The sequence below is a fragment of the Gottfriedia sp. NPDC057948 genome (assembly GCF_042887255.1).
Lineage (GTDB): Bacteria > Bacillota > Bacilli > Bacillales > Bacillaceae_G > Gottfriedia.
Genome location: NZ_JBHVPN010000016.1, coordinates 56,521 through 75,336, shown reverse-complemented (window position 1 = coordinate 75,336; position 18,816 = coordinate 56,521). Strand labels below are relative to the sequence as shown.

The 18,816-nt window shown below is 33.2% G+C and carries 11 protein-coding genes and 1 pseudogene; 8 read left to right on the top strand and 4 right to left on the bottom strand.

Annotation, left to right across the window (positions count from 1 at the left end; genetic code table 11):
- Positions 1 to 90 precede the first annotated feature (90 nt).
- The 4 genes from ACFVRR_RS19365 to ACFVRR_RS19350 all read right to left on the bottom strand — a co-directional run bounded on the left by ACFVRR_RS19365 (position 91) and on the right by ACFVRR_RS19350 (position 4,421).
- A complete protein-coding gene (locus ACFVRR_RS19365) occupies positions 91 to 1,281 on the bottom strand; it encodes a MalY/PatB family protein (RefSeq protein WP_387331846.1) in 1,191 nt (396 codons plus the stop codon).
- A gap of 20 nt (positions 1,282 to 1,301) precedes the next feature.
- A complete protein-coding gene (gene malX, locus ACFVRR_RS19360; protein ID WP_387331844.1) occupies positions 1,302 to 2,864 on the bottom strand; it encodes a maltose/glucose-specific PTS transporter subunit IIBC in 1,563 nt (520 codons plus the stop codon).
- Positions 2,865 to 3,055: 191 nt separating this feature from the next.
- Positions 3,056 to 3,826, bottom strand: coding sequence for a MurR/RpiR family transcriptional regulator (locus ACFVRR_RS19355; protein ID WP_387331842.1), 771 nt, complete (start codon positions 3,824 to 3,826; stop codon positions 3,056 to 3,058).
- Positions 3,827 to 3,998: 172 nt separating this feature from the next.
- On the bottom strand, positions 3,999 to 4,421 hold the full coding sequence (locus ACFVRR_RS19350; RefSeq protein WP_387331840.1) for a VOC family protein: 423 nt from the start codon (positions 4,419 to 4,421) through the stop codon (positions 3,999 to 4,001).
- A gap of 836 nt (positions 4,422 to 5,257) precedes the next feature.
- Between ACFVRR_RS19350 and ACFVRR_RS19345 the strand changes: the two genes are divergently transcribed.
- The 8 genes and pseudogenes from ACFVRR_RS19345 to ACFVRR_RS19310 all read left to right on the top strand — a co-directional run bounded on the left by ACFVRR_RS19345 (position 5,258) and on the right by ACFVRR_RS19310 (position 18,757).
- The gene (locus ACFVRR_RS19345) at positions 5,258 to 8,764 is read left to right on the top strand and encodes a S8 family serine peptidase (protein WP_387331838.1); all 3,507 of its coding nucleotides are present in this window, start codon (positions 5,258 to 5,260) and stop codon (positions 8,762 to 8,764) included.
- 185 nt (positions 8,765 to 8,949) lie between these two features.
- On the top strand, positions 8,950 to 9,804 hold the full coding sequence (locus tag ACFVRR_RS19340; protein ID WP_387331836.1) for a MurR/RpiR family transcriptional regulator: 855 nt from the start codon (positions 8,950 to 8,952) through the stop codon (positions 9,802 to 9,804).
- A gap of 412 nt (positions 9,805 to 10,216) precedes the next feature.
- Positions 10,217 to 12,595, top strand: coding sequence for an immune inhibitor A domain-containing protein (locus tag ACFVRR_RS19335; protein WP_387331834.1), 2,379 nt, complete (start codon positions 10,217 to 10,219; stop codon positions 12,593 to 12,595).
- Positions 12,596 to 12,803: 208 nt separating this feature from the next.
- Positions 12,804 to 13,871, top strand: coding sequence for a DUF871 domain-containing protein (locus ACFVRR_RS19330; protein WP_387331832.1), 1,068 nt, complete (start codon positions 12,804 to 12,806; stop codon positions 13,869 to 13,871).
- A 243-nt stretch (positions 13,872 to 14,114) separates the two neighbouring features.
- Positions 14,115 to 14,723 (top strand): annotated as a pseudogene (locus ACFVRR_RS19325) (methyltransferase domain-containing protein).
- A 91-nt stretch (positions 14,724 to 14,814) separates the two neighbouring features.
- Positions 14,815 to 15,906 carry a threonine aldolase family protein gene (locus ACFVRR_RS19320; RefSeq protein ID WP_387331830.1) on the top strand — a complete coding sequence of 364 codons (1,092 nt, stop codon included), beginning with the start codon at positions 14,815 to 14,817 and terminating at the stop codon, positions 15,904 to 15,906.
- A gap of 57 nt (positions 15,907 to 15,963) precedes the next feature.
- Positions 15,964 to 16,362 (top strand): VOC family protein, encoded by a 399-nt coding sequence (locus tag ACFVRR_RS19315; RefSeq protein ID WP_387331828.1) that lies wholly within the window; start codon positions 15,964 to 15,966, stop codon positions 16,360 to 16,362.
- Between the two features lie 172 nt (positions 16,363 to 16,534).
- Positions 16,535 to 18,757 (top strand): glycoside hydrolase family 65 protein, encoded by a 2,223-nt coding sequence (locus ACFVRR_RS19310; RefSeq protein ID WP_387331826.1) that lies wholly within the window; start codon positions 16,535 to 16,537, stop codon positions 18,755 to 18,757.
- The last annotated feature ends 59 nt before the right edge of the window (positions 18,758 to 18,816 follow it).

Sequence of the window (18,816 nt, the reverse complement as noted above, 5' to 3'; positions counted from 1 at the left end):
TGAATAAGCAATTTTCAACTATTTTCTCAAAGGAATAGCCCTCTAAAAGTAGTTTACGGATCTTCTACCTTTAGAGGGTTATTACATTAACTATTTATTACTTTCTAAGTAATCTATTGCTTTTTTTAGACGATTTAATCCTTCAATAATCTTAGATTTGGGACATCCAATATTCATACGGATAAATCCTTTTCCAGCCTCACCATATGTCTCTCCGGGCATGATGGCTATTTTCGCATGATGAACAAGTGCATGTTGTAATTGCTTACTAGAAAAAGGTAGCCCGGAAATATCAATCCATGCTAAGTATGTTGATTCTGGTAATGTAAATTTAAGTTTTGGAAGATGATTGTTAAGATAATTTTCTACTGTTTTTAAATTATCATGAGTATATTCGGCTAATTCATTAACCCAGTCCTCACATGTTTTGTAGGCTTCGATTGTCGCAAGTGTCCCAAAAATGCTTGCAGATGAAAGGCCATCTCGATTTTTTAAAGATAGAAGAAATTCTTTGTTAATCATTTGGTTTGGTAAAATCATATATGATCCACCTAGCCCAGGAGTGTTAAACGTTTTACTTGCAGAAGTACAAATACATACATTCTCCAAATTAATGCTAGTGTTTATAATCGGAATATGGAAATTGGGTTCATATACGATATCCATATGAATTTCATCAGAAATGATAAATACATTATGTTTATTACATAAGCGTACAATCCTTTCCAATTCATGCATTGTCCAAACACGCCCTGAAGGGTTATGCGGACTACATAGCAGAAGGATCTTGGCACGCTCGTGAGATAGTTTTTGTTCTAAATCATCAAAATCGATTCGATATTTCCCATTTTCGTAGATTAATTGATTGTCAGAAATGAAACGATTGTTATCTTGAATTACTTTAAAGAAGGCATCATAGGCAGGAGTTTGGATAACGACATGATCACCAACATTTGTCAAGTTTTCGATTATTTTTGATATTGAATAAATGACACTAGGACTATATACAATCCAATCTTCTATAATTTCACAGGAGAATCTCTTACGAAACCAATCTATTATTGATTCTTTAAATTCAGCATGATTCCATCGCGTATAGCCAAATATACCATGTTTCATTCGTTTTTCTAATGCATGTATTATTTCATCAGGACTTTGAAAGTCAGTATCTGAAATCGAGAAGGGTAATAAATCTGGCACTCCAAATCGATCTTCAATATAGTCCCACTGTGTACAATACGTACCGGTTCGATCAACTATCTGATCAAATTTGTATTTCATTTCGTACAACCCCAATTTATTCAAGATGATAATTTTTCTAATTGTGTTTTAAGAATACCAACTTGCGGACCAATGACGACTTGTAAATTGTGTTCGTCTAATTTTACAACGCCAAGTGCACCACAATCCTTTAGAACTTTTTCATTAACTATATTCATATTATCAACAACAAGTCTTAATCTTGTAATGCAGTTATCTAGTGATTGAATGTTCTCTTTGCCACCTAAAGCAGTAAGAATTTTTAATGCTTGGGCATTTGTTCCTTTCACTAATGGTTCCTCACTTTGTTGATCATCAATTTTTTCTTCTCTACCAGGAGTTTTTAAATTAAATTTCAATATTGCATATCTGAAAACTGAATAGTATACGGTAAACCAAATTGCTCCTACTATAGGTACAAGATACCACTTTGTTTTTACTCCTTGTAAAACGCCAAAGATAATAAAGTCTAATATTCCACCATCTGTGTTACCAATTGTTAAATGTAATAAAGCCATTACCATAAAACCTAATCCCGTTAAAATAACGTGGATGAAATATAAAGGTGGAGAAACGAACAAGAATAAGAATTCGATTGGCTCAGTGATACCGGTTACAAAAGTTGCAATAACACCAGAGATTAATAGTCCCTTAATTTTATTGCGATTTTCTGGACGGGCAGTATGATAAATCGCAAGCGCTACTGCAGGTAAACCAAACATGAATGTTGGCATTTTTCCTTGAGATAAGAAAGCTGTCGCTGATGGACTGATCGGAGCACCAGCTTTTAATTGTGCATAGAAAATATTTAAAGCTCCAGAAACCGTTTGACCGTTTACGACTTCAGTACCACCAGCTTCTGTGAATCGAATCATTGCCACTAAAATATGGTGAAGACCGAATGGTAGTAGTAAACGCTCACCAGCACCGAATAAAAATGGTCCGAAAACGCCAGATTTTTGAATTAAACTTCCGATTCCTGTAATGGCAATTGCGAAAATCGGCCAAATCATCGGAATGATGATCCCAACAACTGATAATACAAGTGTCGTTATAATTGGAACAAAGCGGGCGCCACCAAAAAATGCAAAAGCATCTGGAAGTTTAATACTATAAAAGCGGTTATGTAGCAAATAAACAACGATCCCAGCGATGATACCTCCTAATACACCCATTTCAATTGTTTGTATACCCATAACCATACCTTGACCAGCTTGACGCATTTTATCTGCTGCTACTAATTGATTTGTTTCTGTTAAATAAAAATTAATTGATAAGTGCATGATGACGTAGCCAACAAATCCAGAGAAAGCAGCGACACCTTTTTCATATCGTACAAGTCCAAACGGAATTGCCATTGCAAATAAAACTGGTAAGTATGAAAATGCAAACCCACCAATAGTGGACATAAAGCTAAAAATAACTTGGAGTACAGAGTTTCCTAAAAATGGGAATGTCTCGATAGTTGTCGGACTAGTAAATGAGCTTCCGATTCCTAATATAAGACCCATAAAGGCTAATAATGCTACAGGCACCATAAAGGTCTTACCTAGCCCTTGAAAAAACTCCCAAAGTTGTGATTTAACGGACTTCTTCTTTGCCATGTTTTTAGCTCCTTCGTTTTTTATTATGTCTTAAGAATACTCACGGCAAAATCGTTTAACAACCGTTTGAGGTGTTTATGTAAGCGTGTACATTTTTTGTATATTGCTTACTTTCAGTAGACTAATAAGTTCATAAATAAAAAGAGTCAGTAGTGGTCTGATAATAGACGACTTCTGTCTCTTTTGAATAACTAACATATTTTCATTTCGCTTAAATAGGCAATAATAATGAAATCTAGTACCATACTTAATGGAAATCTTGAAGTCATATCAAGCTCACCAAAGTATGTGCTTTTAATATAAGCTTGAAGTGATAAACTAACTTCTTTTTGTAAACGATTTGAGTGGCTTCCAGTTATGGCGATCGTTTTAACGTTCCTTTTCTTTAAAATATGGGCAAATTCTAACATATGTAATGTCTCCCCACTATATGAAACTAGTATGGCTAAATCATTATCTGTTAAACTATTTGCAGCACTACGTAGCTCGTCCCAATCAGTTCGCGCATTACATAACTTGCCTGCAAACATGAGTTTTCTAGAAGCGTCGACACAAGCGGGAAGTGAGTTACCAACTCCGAATATTTCAACATGTGTACTTTGCTTTAGATAATTAGCAGCTAGCTTAATCTTTTCTTCATCAATATATTCCAATGTTTTTTCCATTTCTTCTTTCATTCTCTCCATATGTGTATTAAGGAGATAGGAGGTAGAGGAAACTGGACTTTGAACTTTATTTGTTTCCATTGAAAGGGTATATTTTAAATCTTGAAACCCACGAAAGCCTAATTGCTGGCATGTTCTACTAATTGTTGCTGTCGATACATAAAGCTCTTTTGATAATTCATCAAGATTCAGCTTCGTAATATAATCCGTATTTTGTAAAATATAATCCAATACTTGTTTTTCAAGCTGGCTAAGTTTTTCTCTATTTTGTGATAACCGTTTTAATAGTATTTGCATAAAATTTCACCTACTTTTAGAGAACTAGAAATATACCTTATTATATAGTAAATATTCTGAATGAAAAGAAATATAGATTGAGGAGCAAGATGAGGAAGTGTAGTAGAGATCTGTAAAATAAAAGGAAATGAATCCTATTAGGATGGGCTCATTTCCTTTTTTTAACTATAATTTAAAATTCACCAGTACCGTGATTAAACATCCAATGAATGCCAAATTTATCTGTTAGGCTACCATAAGCTTTACTCCAAAATGTTTCTTGAAGTTCCATTTCTACTTTGCCGCCATCACTTAATTTAGTAAAGACAGATTTAAGTTCTTCTACGTCCTCACTTAAAAAAGATAAATAAATGTTATTGCCTTGGTTAAAAGGGGAACCAGGGAAAGTATCAGAGAACATAACGTTGCTACCGCTAATGTTCAATCTAGTATGCATAACTAAATTTTTCGCTTCTTCAGGTAGTGGGTATTCTGGATTTGGTGGTGCTTCACCGAAAGTCATAATTTTTGGTGTTTCTGTGTTAAATACAGCCGCATAGAATTCAACTGCTTCACGTGTATTACCATTAAAATTTAAATAAACATCGATTGGCATTTTTTTCACTCCTAATGTTATGTATTAAGACTTTAAAAGCCTACAAATCCATTCTATCCAAAAAAAGGTAATTTAACAAACTAAGATTTAAAAATTGTATGAAAAATTCTGATTTTTATTCGAGGTGGGATGAATTAATAGTGGAGTTGTAATTTTAGATGAAAAATCGTATTAATCCCAGGGGCATTTAAAAATGGAGAATCGCCATTAAAAATGGGGAATAGCAACTAAAATCTATGAAACGCAATTAAAAACGGGAAATGGAATTTTAATTCTTATAGTCGCAATTAAAATAGCAGAACCAATTCATTATTAAGCTAAAAAACAATTTTTACAAAAAAACGCTCCATTTTAGACTAACTCATCAACACTGCCAATGTTCAGGGGGGAATAAGGAGAAATTTGTCGCAAAGATAGTAAAGAAGGAATATTCTGACTTCTGCTAATACCATGTTTTTACCTATTTAAAAAAAGAATAGACCTCGATTGAAAAGTATAAATTGCATCTTTTATTAAATATAAACTAATATAACCCTAAAATGTCTCAACCTATTAATGTAATTTTCCCGAGTTTATGAATTTTTTTCGAACTTCCTCGACTGAATATGTCAAAAACCTCATTTTTTCTACTTAAATTCTTTAAGTTTACTCCAAACTGAATAAGCCAAAAGTCCGGTTGAATAACCCATTATGATTATAGAGTAAACGTAATTAGAATTAATTTAGTATCAAATTTATTAATAGAGCATTAGCAATTTATTGAATCAGTTTTTCTTGAATCTATTTTTATTTTAATAGATTCAGAACATTAAAGTTTACTGTAGAGGAGATTAGAGATGAAAAAGAGAAAGAGCTTTCCTTACAAAGTCCTTGCAACGACAACTTTAGCTTCAATGTTATTTACATCAACTGGATTTGCTGAAGGAACAAATGAAAATCAGGTGCCGGCTCCAAGTTTAGATGAGATTGCAAAGCAGGGTCAAAAGATTTTTGCTGAAGAACAAAAACAAACTGGCGAAAAAGCTGTAGACCCATTTGGCTATAAAGATTTAAATGATGCTCATGCTTATAAACCAAATGAAAAAGTACGTGTAATCGTTGAGGTTGAACAACCAACAACTTCTGATGATTCTACTCAAACTAAGAAAGCACGCTTTAAAGAAAAGCAAGATCAAGTCATCTCAAAGATATCAAGGGAAAGATCTGTACCTAAAATAAATCAACGCTTCTATGAAGGTTTTAATGGTTTTAGTTTGGAGACAGAATATCGTAACTTAAAAGATATTCAACAAACACCAGGCGTAACGAATGTACATATTGCAAGAAAGTTCCAACCTTCAATGGGAGCAAGTAAAGAATTAGTACAAGCTCAAAAAGTTTGGCAAAGTTACGGATATCAAGGTGAGGGATTATTAGTAGCGGTAGTCGATACTGGTATTGATTATACGCATAAAGACATGACAATCACTGAAAAAGGCAAAGCAAAAGAAAAATGGAATCAAGAAAGCATTAAAAGTAAACTAGCTGAAACAAGTGTAGGAGAAGTTTGGTATAGTGACAAAGTTCCAACTGGATATGACTGGGCGGATCATGATACAGATGTGATTCCACATGGTTCAGGAAATGAACATGGCATGCACGTATCAGGTACAATTGGTGCAAACGGTGATGATGCAAATGATGGGGTAGAAGGTATTGCTCCGGGCGTACAGTTACTAGCAGAAAAAGTATTCTCTGATACAGCAAATGGAGCGTATGAAGACGACATCATTGCCGGGATTGAGCATGCGGTAACAATGGGAGCAGATGTCATTAATATGAGTTTAGGAACTGATTCAGGATTTGTTAGTGAAGTAGATGACCCGATTCAAAAAGTGATCCGTGAAGCGACTGAGCAAGGTACGCTTGTAGTTGTAGCGGGTGGAAACTCTGCTTATAGTACACAAAATAATTTGCTGCAATCTTCTTTAAAACCATATGCCGAAAATCCGGATATTGGTACAGTTGGGGAACCAGGTGTAAGTCCTTTTGCGTTATCTGTGGCTTCATATGAAAATACAAGTATCCATATGAGTACGTTAAAAGAAGAAAATGGATTACAGCTTCCATACCAAGATCAATCACAATATAACTTTAATCTATCAAAAGTATTATCACCACTTGAATCTTATGAATTGGTTTACGTAGGAGAAGGGAAAACTGCCGATTTTAAAAATCTTCCTGATTTAACTGGTAAAATTGTAGTAGCAAAACCAAATGAAAGGTATGCTACCTACTCTTATATTCAATCAGAAGCAAAGAAGAAGAACGCAAAAGCGGTAATTCTTGTTCCTGCTGTTAATGATATTGACTATCCATTAGTTTATTGGAGTCCTTATTTTAATGTACAAGCAGCTACTACAAGTAAAGAGATAGGTAATGCATTAATTTCTAAGTTGAAAAGTGGATATGTTGTAAAAATGAAACCATCTAAAGGGGTATATGTTGATAACCCAGATAAGAATACGATGTCATATTTTTCTTCATATGGAGCACCACATACTTTAGACTTTAAACCTGAAATATCTGCACCAGGAGGAAATATTTACTCTACTGTACCAGGGAATGGTTATGAGGTTATGAGCGGTACATCAATGGCGTCTCCACATGTTGCTGGTGGTTCAGCATTAGTTTTACAATCGCTTTATGAAAAAGGATTAAAACATTCAGAGAGTACAGTTTTAAAAGCGAAAATTGCTTTAATGAACACTTCTAAACTAGTACAGGATCCTAGTACGAATAATGAAGTGCCGTATTCTCCACGTATTCAAGGATCTGGTTTAATGCAAATTCAAAATGCAATTAAAACGCCTGTACTTGTGACAAGGGAGAAAACTCCACTAGAACAAGCTGGAGCAGTTGCACTAAAAGAAGTGAACAATAATATTCACTTCAAATTAAATGCAGAAGCTCTTCAAAATCTGAATGTAAAAGATTTGGAATATCAAGTATATGTAGATGTATTTACAGATGGCAGAGAAACAAAAGCATTTGATTTAGACAGTGATGGAAAGTTAGATTCAAAAGAATATTTAACATTAAAAAGTGAGCGTATCCAAGGTGCTACGGCAACTGTAAATGGCGAAACAGTAACAAGCACAGAAGGAAAGACATTAAAAATTAAACCGGGACAAGAGAAAAATCTTGATGTTCAGATTCAACTTCCATCAAGCTTAAAAGATGGTTCTTTTGTTGAGGGATACGTACGTTTAGTTCCTTCAGGACAAAATAGCGATTCAGCAGTACCGTTAACAGTTCCTTACATGGGGTATTACGGCAAATGGGATCAACCAAAAAATATTGATCCGGCAGCATATGAGAAAAATGCATTCTTAGGTTATACAACACTTTGGAATGATGAAATAGGAGCAGAAGGGGTATTCCCATTAGGTTATGATCCAAGAACAGGAAGATTTAATATGGATCGTATTGTAATGTCTCCAAATACTCCATTGAAGGAAGTATATCCATCATTTACAGTGCTTCGTAACTTAGCTAAAACAGAAATGTACGTAGAAAATGATAAAGGTGAATTACTTCAATACTTAGGTGATTTTAGTGAATATACTGGTAAGCCATGGAAATTCCGGAAAAACATTATGTCTTTTAGAGACTATTTGAATACTGGATATGGTTGGGATTTAAAAGATCAAAATGGACAAGTAGTGAAGGATGGCGTTTATAACTATGTAATCAAAACAACGCTTGACTATAATGGAGCGAAGCCACAAATCGTAAAACTTCCATTGCATATTGACTCGGTTGCTCCAGTTGTTTCAGATATAAAAGTAACTCCTAAAGATGGCCAATACGAAATCTCGTTCAAAGCGGATGATGCTGGTAGTGGTTTTAATGGTGCGATCGTTTGGTATAACGGCAAATATAAGCCATTACCTCAAGGTGCAACATCTACTTTAGTAAAAGAAGAGCCAAAGAGTGTTGTAGTTTTAGGAGCAGACTATGCACTAAATCAAAGTTATACGGTTTGGGGAGATCCTTCTTATATTAACGAGGAAATGCTTGTTAGCTACTTCAGTGTGTCTCCAAATAAAAATATAAATGCAAAAACACCTGCAGGAATCAATGCTTTTGCAAATAACAATGTAAATTGGAAAATTTATATTAAAGATGCTAATGGTAAAGTAGTTGATTCAATGGATGTACAAGATAAAACTGAAATCCACTTAAAATGGACTCCAGAAGCAGATGTTCCAAACGGTACGTATACAATATCTGCTGATGTATCTAGTAAAGATGGATTCAAAGTATCAGTAGCACCAAAAACAGTTACAGTACAACAATAAATAATCAAAAAGTAAGAGTGTAGGGAATATTTTTTCCTACACTTTTTATTTTTAACAAGATTTTTAATGTAGAAAGAACTAAAAAATAACTTTAATTTGGATATTAATATGATTTTCTAAACATTTGGTTCATAATAGAGAATAATTGTATTTTGTATGTTTTTTAGCAGAAAGGTGTTTAGTAAATGAAACATTTAACAATCTTATCAAAAATTGAAAATTATATGGATCGATTTACGCAAGCCGAAAAGAAAATCGCAGTATATATAATGGAGCATGCTGAAATTGTTCCCAACTTAACGACTAAAGATATTTCTAACAATACTGGAGCTAGTGAAGCAAGTGTTGTTAGATTTTGTAAAACAATAGGAATCGGTAGTTTCAAAGCCTTTAAAATAGCTTTAGTTCGTGATTTGACTGTAGCTGAAATGAATATTAATGATTTTTCTGTAATGGATAAAAAAGACACACCGTATGATTTATTTAATAAAGTAACTTATGTAAATAAAGCCGCTATTGAAGCTACAGTATCAACTTTAGATAAAAGAGAATTAGAAAAAGCAACAGATGAAATTGTAAAAACTAAGAAGATTATATTTTATGGAGTTGGCGGCTCAGCTGTATCAGCTATGGACGGAGCATATAAATTTGGGAAAATTGGCTATCATGCCATTATGTCTCCTGACTTCCATATGGTAATTACTTTAGTAGGTCATATGGAAGAAGGCGATATTTTTGTTGCCGTTTCTAATTCAGGGAAAACAAAGGATGTATTAGAACTTGCTCGTTTTGCTAAGAAAAAGGGAGCAACGATCATTGCGATTACTAAGCTTGGCAAGTCTCCGTTATTTAAGGAAGCTGATATCAAACTTTGCACACCTGACATGGAACAAGATATTCGAATTGGAAGTATAGCTTCTAAGATGGCACAACAAAATATAATCGATTCATTATATGTCATATGCTTTAACCGAATCGGTAATAAAGTATCTAGTAGGCTTCAAGAGTATAGTGAAGAAGCAGGCAAATTAAGAAGGTAAACCAATTTAAATAAATAGTCGAGGAAGATAGGCAAAAGAATTTTGACTTATCTTCTTTTTTTGTTTTATTAATTAGGAAAAAAATGTCAAAATTTGAAGGGTCAATTTTTTGTATATAGTTATAATTACATGCTTTACATTTTTGATTTTGTTTTTAATGTAATTTTAATAATTCTAAAGTTCTAATTTCAAAAATTAGATTAAAAGAATAATATAAGACTAAAGAACGTAATGTCGAAAAAGCAACTTATAAAAACTGACGAATTTCGTCATTGTTTCATAAATAAATCTGAATTTTTTGTAAATTTTGCGTGAAATTTGTTAGTATTTGATGAAAAAAACCCTCTGTGATTTAAAGAATTTTTAGAATATTATTAAAATGTAGTTTGAAAATTATTAAGGGGGGCTTATTTTGAACAAGTTTGTCGTAACTAGTTTTGCATCAGTAATGGTTGCCGGAACTTTATTTTCTGGAATTCCATTAAAAACAGCATCATCTGAAAGCTTAAGTAAAGTACATAGTGCATTAGCTAAGCATTCAAAAAGTACTTTAGATTTATCTTTAGTTGATGACGATAAGTTATTAGAATCATTAGTTAAACGTGGAGTGGTTTCTGCCAATGCTTCTCAAGCACAGAAACAAGCTGCATTACAAAAATATTTAGAAGTTAAAGGTCAAGCGGATCTAGTAACAGAAAAAGATCCACTTGCTAGCAAAGTAAAAAAAGCAGAAGCTGCTAAACATGGTGAATTTAAAGACTTTAATAATGGCCTATTACACGGAAACGGTAATAAAAATGGTCAATTAAAAGGTACTCCTGATCCAGTTAAAGAATCAGCTTCACCAGGTGTTCAAAAGAAGGGTAAACTTTTAACATTAATGGTAGAGTATTCTGATTTTCCTCATAATAAATTAACGAAGGAAGATACAAACAATTACTATCCTGATTACAATACACAACACTATGAAGATCTGATTTTTGGTAAAAATGGAGTTAAAGGTCCAAACGGAGAAACTTTCCTTTCACAAAAACAATATTATGAACAACAATCTGGCGGAACTTATACAATTGATGGTAAAGCCTATGGATGGTTAAAAGTTCCTGGAACTGCAGAGTATTACGGAAAAGATTCTGCAACTGGACATGATAATGTAACGCCAGGCGGATCGAAACAACTAGTAGTTGATACTTATAAAGCTGCATTAGCTGCTGGAATTCCTTTACAAGATTATGATTTAGAAGATCCACATGATTTAGATGGAGATGGAAACTACTGGGAGCCAGATGGTTTAGTTGATCATCTTCAAATTATTCACTCAGGTATGGGACAAGATGCTGGCGGTGGAGCTCTTGGAGATAATGCAATTTGGTCACATCGTTCTGCGAAATTCTATGATCCAGATGGACGTGGAAAAGGTTTACCTGGTTTCTATGACTATACAATGATGGCTGAAGACGGTGCAACTGGAGTATTTGCACACGAATATGGTCATGATTTAGGTTTACCAGATGAGTACGATACAATCTACTCTGGTGCTGGTGAAGCTGTTGAATATTGGTCAATCATGTCAGCTGGTTCTTGGGCAGGTAAAATTCCTGGAACAGAGCCAACAGGTTTCTCTCCTTGGGCAAAATCATATTTCCAATCAACTTTAGGCGGAAAATGGACTAACCCAACTGTTGTAAATTGGGATGATGTATCTACAAAAGGTACTCAATTCTTATTAGATCAAGCAAATTCACCACTTGGTCAAAATAACCAAGCAATTCAAGTGAATTTACCGAAAAAAGTATCACCTGTTAATAAACCAGCTGCTGGCACTTATGAGTATTGGGGCGGACAAGCAGACGAAATGGATAACAGCATGGTTACTTCTGTAGATTTAACAGGAAAAGCTTCTGCAACATTAACGTTTGACGCTTGGTACGATATGGAAGAACAATGGGATTTCGCATTTGTTCAAGTTTCAACTGACAATGGAGCTACTTGGAAATCATTAGGAAACACTCATACTAGAAGTGATGTAGTGTCTGAAGGTTATCCAACTATCTTAAATTCAATGCCTGGTTTCACTGGAAAATCAAATGGATGGGAAGCTCAAAGCTTTGATTTATCAGCATATAAAGGCCAAAAAATTCAGCTTCGCTTACGTTCTGCAACTGACTGGGGTACTTCAAATGTTGGATTCTTTGCAGACAATATTAAAGTAGTAGCAGATGGCGCTACAATTGTTGATGATGGTGCTGAAAATGCAACTTCTCCATTTACTTTAAAAGGATTTAATAAGTTTGATGGTAACAAATATTCAAATCATTACTACTTATTAGAATGGCGTAACCATAAAGGTGCTGACGAAGGTTTAGCTCATATTAATCGCGGAGGCTCTCTATTAAGCTATGATGGTGGTTTAGTAGTATGGTATGTTGATGATAGCTTTACTGAAAACTGGACAGGTATTCACCCAGGTGATGGTTTCTTAGGTGTTGTTGATGCTCACGACGATACTAATTTATTATGGAACTATGGCGCTGAAGCAAGTGCTCGTTTCCATGTAGCAGATGCAGCATTCGGCCTAAATTCAACATCAGGTTATAACATTGCATATCCAACAGGAGAAAAATTAACATCTCCAAGTCAAGAAGCTGTCTCTTTATTTAATGATAGCAAAGACTACAATAATGCATTCTTACCAGATGCTGGTCGTAACATCGGACATTTTGGTTTAAAAGTTCGCGTTAATGGTCAATCTACTGATAAATCAGTTGGATCAATCGTAGTATATAAATAATAATGAATTTAAGAAAGGCAACTTAATGTTGTCTTTCTTTTTTGTTTTTAAGTGATTAATAGGAAACCACTAGACAAACTAATAATATATTACTTTTATACGAAATATAATTTCATGTATCTAACGTATTATATTGACTTTTTATTTCGGGAGTTTAAAATGATAACCAAATAGTATAAATCTAATAGTAGGAAGAAGGAAAGAGACTATGCTAGGTATATCAATCTATTTATCTGAAAAAAATAGTGAGAAGAATAAAAAATATATCGAAATAGCAAAACAAAATGGATTTCATTCAATTTTTACATCGTTACACATACCAGAAGATGACCCTTCAACTTATAAATCACTTCTTCAACTACTTGGTACATGGGCAATTGAAAATGAAATGGAGCTTATGGCAGATATTTCAGCAAAATCACTTACACATTTAGGGTTAGATTACTCAAATGTGGGTGAATTACAAAATTGGGGTGTTACTGGTTTAAGAGTAGATTACGGATTAAATGAAAAACAAATAGCAGATCTTTCTAAAAAAATGAAGATTGCACTTAATGCAAGTACACTCTCGCCTGCATTTTTAGACGAATTGCTTAAATATGGATTACAAACTAAAAATGTAGAAGCTTGGCATAATTTTTATCCCCGTCCAGAAACCGGATTAGCAACAACTTATTTAATCGAAAAAAACAAATGGTTAAAAAGCTTTGGAATTTCTACGATGGCATTTATTCCAGGAAATGAGGAAATGAGAGGACCACTATTTAAAGGACTACCAACATTAGAAAAACATCGTGGAATTAACCCTCTGCTAGCTTACTTAGATCTAACTCAAAACTGTTACATTGATAAAGTTTTAGTTGGTGATATTAGTATAAAAATAGAAACGATGGAGGCTATTTCAAAAACAAAGGATTTTATTGAATTAAGATATAGACCGTATTCACAAGATGAAGAAATCCTTTCCATTGTAGAGCAAGTTTATACTAATCGAGAAGATCCCGCACGCGATTGTCTTCGATCTATGGAGTCTAGACTATATGGAAGCTTTGGTAAGAATAGCTTAAAGCCAGTAAATACAATTACTCGCTCAGTTGGTTCCGTGACAATTGATAATGAATTATATGGCAGATATGGAGGTGAGCTACAAATTATACTTACTAATCTACCAAGCGATGAGAAAGTAAATGTAATAGGAAAGATTATTGAAGACGATCTATCATTATTACAATATATTGGTGCGGGTAAGAAGTTTAAGTTAAGACGTGTTAAATAAAAATTAGTCAATACCGAAACTAAAAATATAAGGGGAATTTATTGATAGAGTATCCTGTAGTGGAAATTAAATTAACCAAGTTATTTAACAATGATTATATTGGTAATTTACCGACAAACTCATTTATCAATAGCATGGGGCGTGTTTAAATAACACGCTTCTTTTTGTAAGGTTAGACTGAACTATTTAGAAACGGTATGATAAAGATACTTACAAAATATTAGTTCGAATGGTCGTGGGAAAATGGACGATAAGTATTATGATAACCTATTGAAAATAAAAACAGAGGGATAGCAAAAAGGATTTAACGAATCTTTTCATTATCATCGATATGAGCCAACACCTTATAGCGCTTTACAACAGCTATTTAAACAATACATACTTTCCAGCAATGACCGAATAGTTGATTTCGGGTGCGGTAAAGGAAGATTAAATTTCTATCTAAATAGCTTGTTTAATGCTACTGTTGTTGGGATTGAAATGAGTGAAAAATATTATAATGAAGCGATTGAAAATAAAAAGAATTACATAAAAAAAACAAAGACAAGCGAAGACAAGATCCTGTTTTATTGCTGCTTGGCTGAAGATTATCAAATTAATTCATTAGATAATTGTTTCTATTTTTTTAATCCATTTTCAATCCAAATTTTTATGAATATCATAAATAATATTTTAATTTCAGTTGAACAATCAAAAAGAAATATTGAAATCATTTTGTATTATAGTTCTGATGATTATATTTATTTTTTAGAAAACCAGACTGCCTTTGAATTAAAACAAGAGATCCTATTAGCAGATGCTTATACGAAAAATCAAAATGAAAGATTTTTAGTCTATCGATTAACTTACTAATTTTATAAGATTCAAGGATTTATTGGTCGTTATGGAGAATTTTTTTAATTGGGATAACAGTAAATTAAATAGTCGGAAGGAAGAGTTCAATTTGAATAACATTAATCCTTTTATAGAATCATTTAAAAATACAAACCAACAATTAGCAGGTAATGGATTTAGAAATATCCAAGTACTAAAGGATGCACTAAACGAATTCAATGGTAGTGAAGAAAGCGATCTTTATGGAGCAGGGAAATTTATTGAAGATTTTCAAGAAAAAATGGCAGAGTTTTTAGGTAAGGAATCAGCAGTATTTTTTCCAAGCGGTACGATGGCTCAGCAAATCGCATTAAGAATTTGGTGTGATCAAAAAGGAATTAATAAAGTTGCTTATCATCCTTTATCACATTTAGAAATTCATGAAGAAGATGGTTTGAAAAAACTACATAATATACAGCCTATTTTACTAGCAGATAAAAGTCGTGTTATTGAGTTAGAGGATGTTTTAGCAATGGATGAGGAAATCTCTTGTTTATTACTAGAATTACCACAACGAGAAATTGGTGGACAACTACCTTCATATGAAACACTAGAATCAATTTCTTCATACTGCCGTGAAAAGGGAATTAAATTGCATTTAGATGGTGCTAGATTAATGGAAATTCTCCCATACTATAAGAAGACAGCTTCTGAATTATGTAGCTTATTTGATAGTGTTTATATGTCATTTTATAAAGGCATTGGAGGAGTAGCAGGAGCGATTCTTGCGGGTAACCGAGATTTTATCGACGAATCAAAAGTTTGGAAAAGAAGACATGGAGGAGATTTAATTAGTCTTTATCCTTACATAATAAGTGCAAATTATTATTTTGATCAAAGAGCAAATAAGATGGGGCAATACTATGAAGATGCAGTAGAGTTAGCCAAATTTTTTAATAGTTGCCAAGCAATCAATACTGTCCCAACTATTCCCGTTTCGAATATGTTTCATGTCCATTTTAATGCTCCGATCGAAAAGGTTAAAAACATACTTCAATCGATTCATGAAGAAACAAAAATTGGTATTACCGGTAACTTAAGACCAGTTAATGAGGAAGTTTGTTATTGTGAGATTAGTATTGGAGATTTATATTCAACAATTTCTAAAGAGGATCTACACAGTATTTTTAACAATTTAAACGAAGAAATGAAATCACTATAAACCAAAATTGTTTAAGCAATGAATTTTTAATATAAATGAAAAAGGGAGTTGACTTAAATGCAAAAAATTACAACGTTTTTAATGTTTGAAGGACAAGCAGAAGAAGCAATGAATTTTTATATGTCACTATTTAACAATTCAGAGGTTGTGAATATTAAGCGTTATGGAGCAGATATGGGTGAGTTTGAAGGGAAAGTAATCCATGCTACTTTCACATTAAACGGCCAACAATTTATGTGCATTGATAGTACCGTCAAACATAAATTTACGTTTACACCGGCTGTTTCATTATATGTGACTTGTGAAACAAATGAAGAAATTGAAAATGCATACAAACAATTAAGTCAAGATGGTGAAGTATTAATGCCTTTGCAATCATATCCATTCAGTGAAAAGTTTGTATGGGTGAATGATAAATATGGTGTATCTTGGCAATTAACTCTGGCAAAAAACTAATAAAGAACTGTAAGAAAAAATCGTGTTGGAAATAGTGACACGATTTTTTTATCGTCAATAATCGTATTTTTTAACAAAACAGCCACTATTTTTATAATATCAAGTTTAAAATAAGAAGATTTATTGCAAACTTTTACTATATGAATTTTTATAAAGGTGAGATTTTAACTATATGAATGAAGTAAATATGATTACTGAAAAAGAATTTGACGAGCAATTAATTAATAAAAATGCAAGTTTAATGGCATTAGGTAATGGTTACTTAGGTTTGAGATCTTGTCATGAGGAAGACTATGAAGGACAAACTAGGGGGATGTATATAGCAGGTATCTATAATCAGTTATCTCCAAGTCAAACGACAAAGATTGTGAATCTTCCAGATCTAATTGGAATGGAAATTGAAATAAATGGTGATATTTTTTCAAATGCAACTGGTCAATTTACATTTTATGATCGAAAATTAAATATGATGACCGGCGAGTTAATAAGAGAGGTAATTTGGAAGAATAAAGATGGAAATCGATTCCATTTTTTGTTTCAGCGTTTTGTTTCAAAGGACGATTTACATTTACTTGCTTCAAAAATTACTGTCACAGCTTTAGATTGTAATGCCAAGATTAAAATAAAAACAGGTATTAATGCGGAGTGTGTCAGTCAACAAAAGAATGAACTTACTGAAGAATTAGTAAGAATAATGGATAATAGAATTATGCATGGTGTTTATCAAACGACTGAGTCCAAACATAAAATTGCGATCGCAACATGCTGTGTAACTCCAGATGAGAGTGAAGTTTCATATTTTACGTTAAATAATCAGCTTCTAGCCTCAATTACACAAGATCTCGTAGTTGATCGAACGGTTGAGTTTTCAAAAATCAGCTCAGTTTATACCTCTAATGATATGTTACGAGAAGATCCTTCTGCAGCTTGTGTTAATACTGTACAGAAATTTTTATCAGAGGGTTATGATAATTTGAGAAATAGTACGACTATCAAATGGCAGGATTTTTGGAAACAAAAAAGGGTAGTCATAACATCAAAAGATCAAGCTGATCAGTTAGCTCTTGATTTTTCTTTATACCATATAGAAGCAATGACTCCTGGACATGATGATCGATTGAGTATAGGCGCAAGGGGGTTAACTGGTGAGGGCAATAATGGTTTAATTTTTTGGGATACAGAGATGCTTATTGCACCGTTTCACTTATTTACTGAACCAGATATTGCTAAAAGATTACTAAGATATCGCTATCATCATATTAAAGAAGCAAAAGTAAATGCATACCAATCAGGTTATGAGGGTACTTTATTTCCTTGGGCAAGTGCTTTTTCAGGAAAAGAAGAAACACAAAAAGGTTCAGCGAATAATACAAAACCCGAGATTGTGCAAAGCTCAAATTTAGCAAAATCAAGTGAACATATTGTAGCTGACATTGCATTTGCTGTCGTACAATATTATGAAAATACACTAGATGAAAGCTTTATGGCCAATGATGGACTTGAACTACTCAAAGAAACTGCACACTTTTGGGTGAGTAGGACAACTGATATAAATGGCGATTTAATGATTAAAAATGTGATCGGCCCAGACGAATACACAGATCAAGTAGATAATAATGCTTATACGAATTACATGGCTTTTTATAATGTGCAGAATGCGTTAAATTATATGGGAAAATACAATGATCCTGATGCAGAATTAAAGCAAAAATGTACTGATTTTTTAAAACGATTATATTTACCAAGCCAAAATGATGAAAATGTCATCCCACAAGATGATACATTTTTAAGTAAACCCGAGATTGATTTAACTGAATATAGACAATCCATTGCAAGTAGGGAAATTCTATTAGATTATTCCCTAAAAGAACTTTATGAACTACAAGTGTTAAAACAAGCTGATGTTGTCATGTTGCTTTATCTTTTCCCGGATTTGTTCTCAACGGAAATCGCTAAAAAGAATTTAGAATACTACGAAGAGCGTACTGTTCATGATTCTCCAATAAGTAAAGCAATTCATGCAATTGTTGCTGCAAGATGTGACTATCAAGAAGAGTCATACCAATTATTTCAAGAAGGATGTTTAATCGATTTAGGACCGAATCCCAAATCATCAGATGATGGAATTCATGCTGCGCCTATGGGAGCAAATTGGCTAGTGGCAATCTTTGGCTTTGCAAATATCTCCATGGACATAAATCGTTTAAAGATTGATCCAAAATTACCTTCAAATTGGGATAAAATGATTTTTCCTTTCCTATGGCAAGGAGCAAGACTTGAAATAACAATTGCCAAAAAAACGATAACAATCACAAAGGAATACGGTCCACCAGTATCATTAGAAATTAATGGTGAAACATATAATTTAACAGATAAAATAAAGGTTTCTCTATAAGATGATAAAAAAGAAAAAACAAAACACAATCTTTCATTGAAGTGCACCCCAAATGTTAG

Bases quoted from the DNA above. Each gene is read 5' to 3' on its own strand.
- ACFVRR_RS19365 (WP_387331846.1), bottom strand. From the start codon at position 1,281: ATGAAATACAAATTTGATCAGATAGTTGATCGAACCGGTACGTATTGT.
- malX (WP_387331844.1), bottom strand. From the start codon at position 2,864: ATGGCAAAGAAGAAGTCCGTTAAATCACAACTTTGGGAGTTTTTTCAA.
- ACFVRR_RS19355 (WP_387331842.1), bottom strand. From the start codon at position 3,826: ATGCAAATACTATTAAAACGGTTATCACAAAATAGAGAAAAACTTAGC.
- ACFVRR_RS19350 (WP_387331840.1), bottom strand. From the start codon at position 4,421: ATGCCAATCGATGTTTATTTAAATTTTAATGGTAATACACGTGAAGCA.
- ACFVRR_RS19345 (WP_387331838.1), top strand. From the start codon at position 5,258: ATGAAAAAGAGAAAGAGCTTTCCTTACAAAGTCCTTGCAACGACAACT.
- ACFVRR_RS19340 (WP_387331836.1), top strand. From the start codon at position 8,950: ATGAAACATTTAACAATCTTATCAAAAATTGAAAATTATATGGATCGA.
- ACFVRR_RS19330 (WP_387331832.1), top strand. From the start codon at position 12,804: ATGCTAGGTATATCAATCTATTTATCTGAAAAAAATAGTGAGAAGAAT.
- ACFVRR_RS19315 (WP_387331828.1), top strand. From the start codon at position 15,964: ATGCAAAAAATTACAACGTTTTTAATGTTTGAAGGACAAGCAGAAGAA.
- ACFVRR_RS19310 (WP_387331826.1), top strand. From the start codon at position 16,535: ATGAATGAAGTAAATATGATTACTGAAAAAGAATTTGACGAGCAATTA.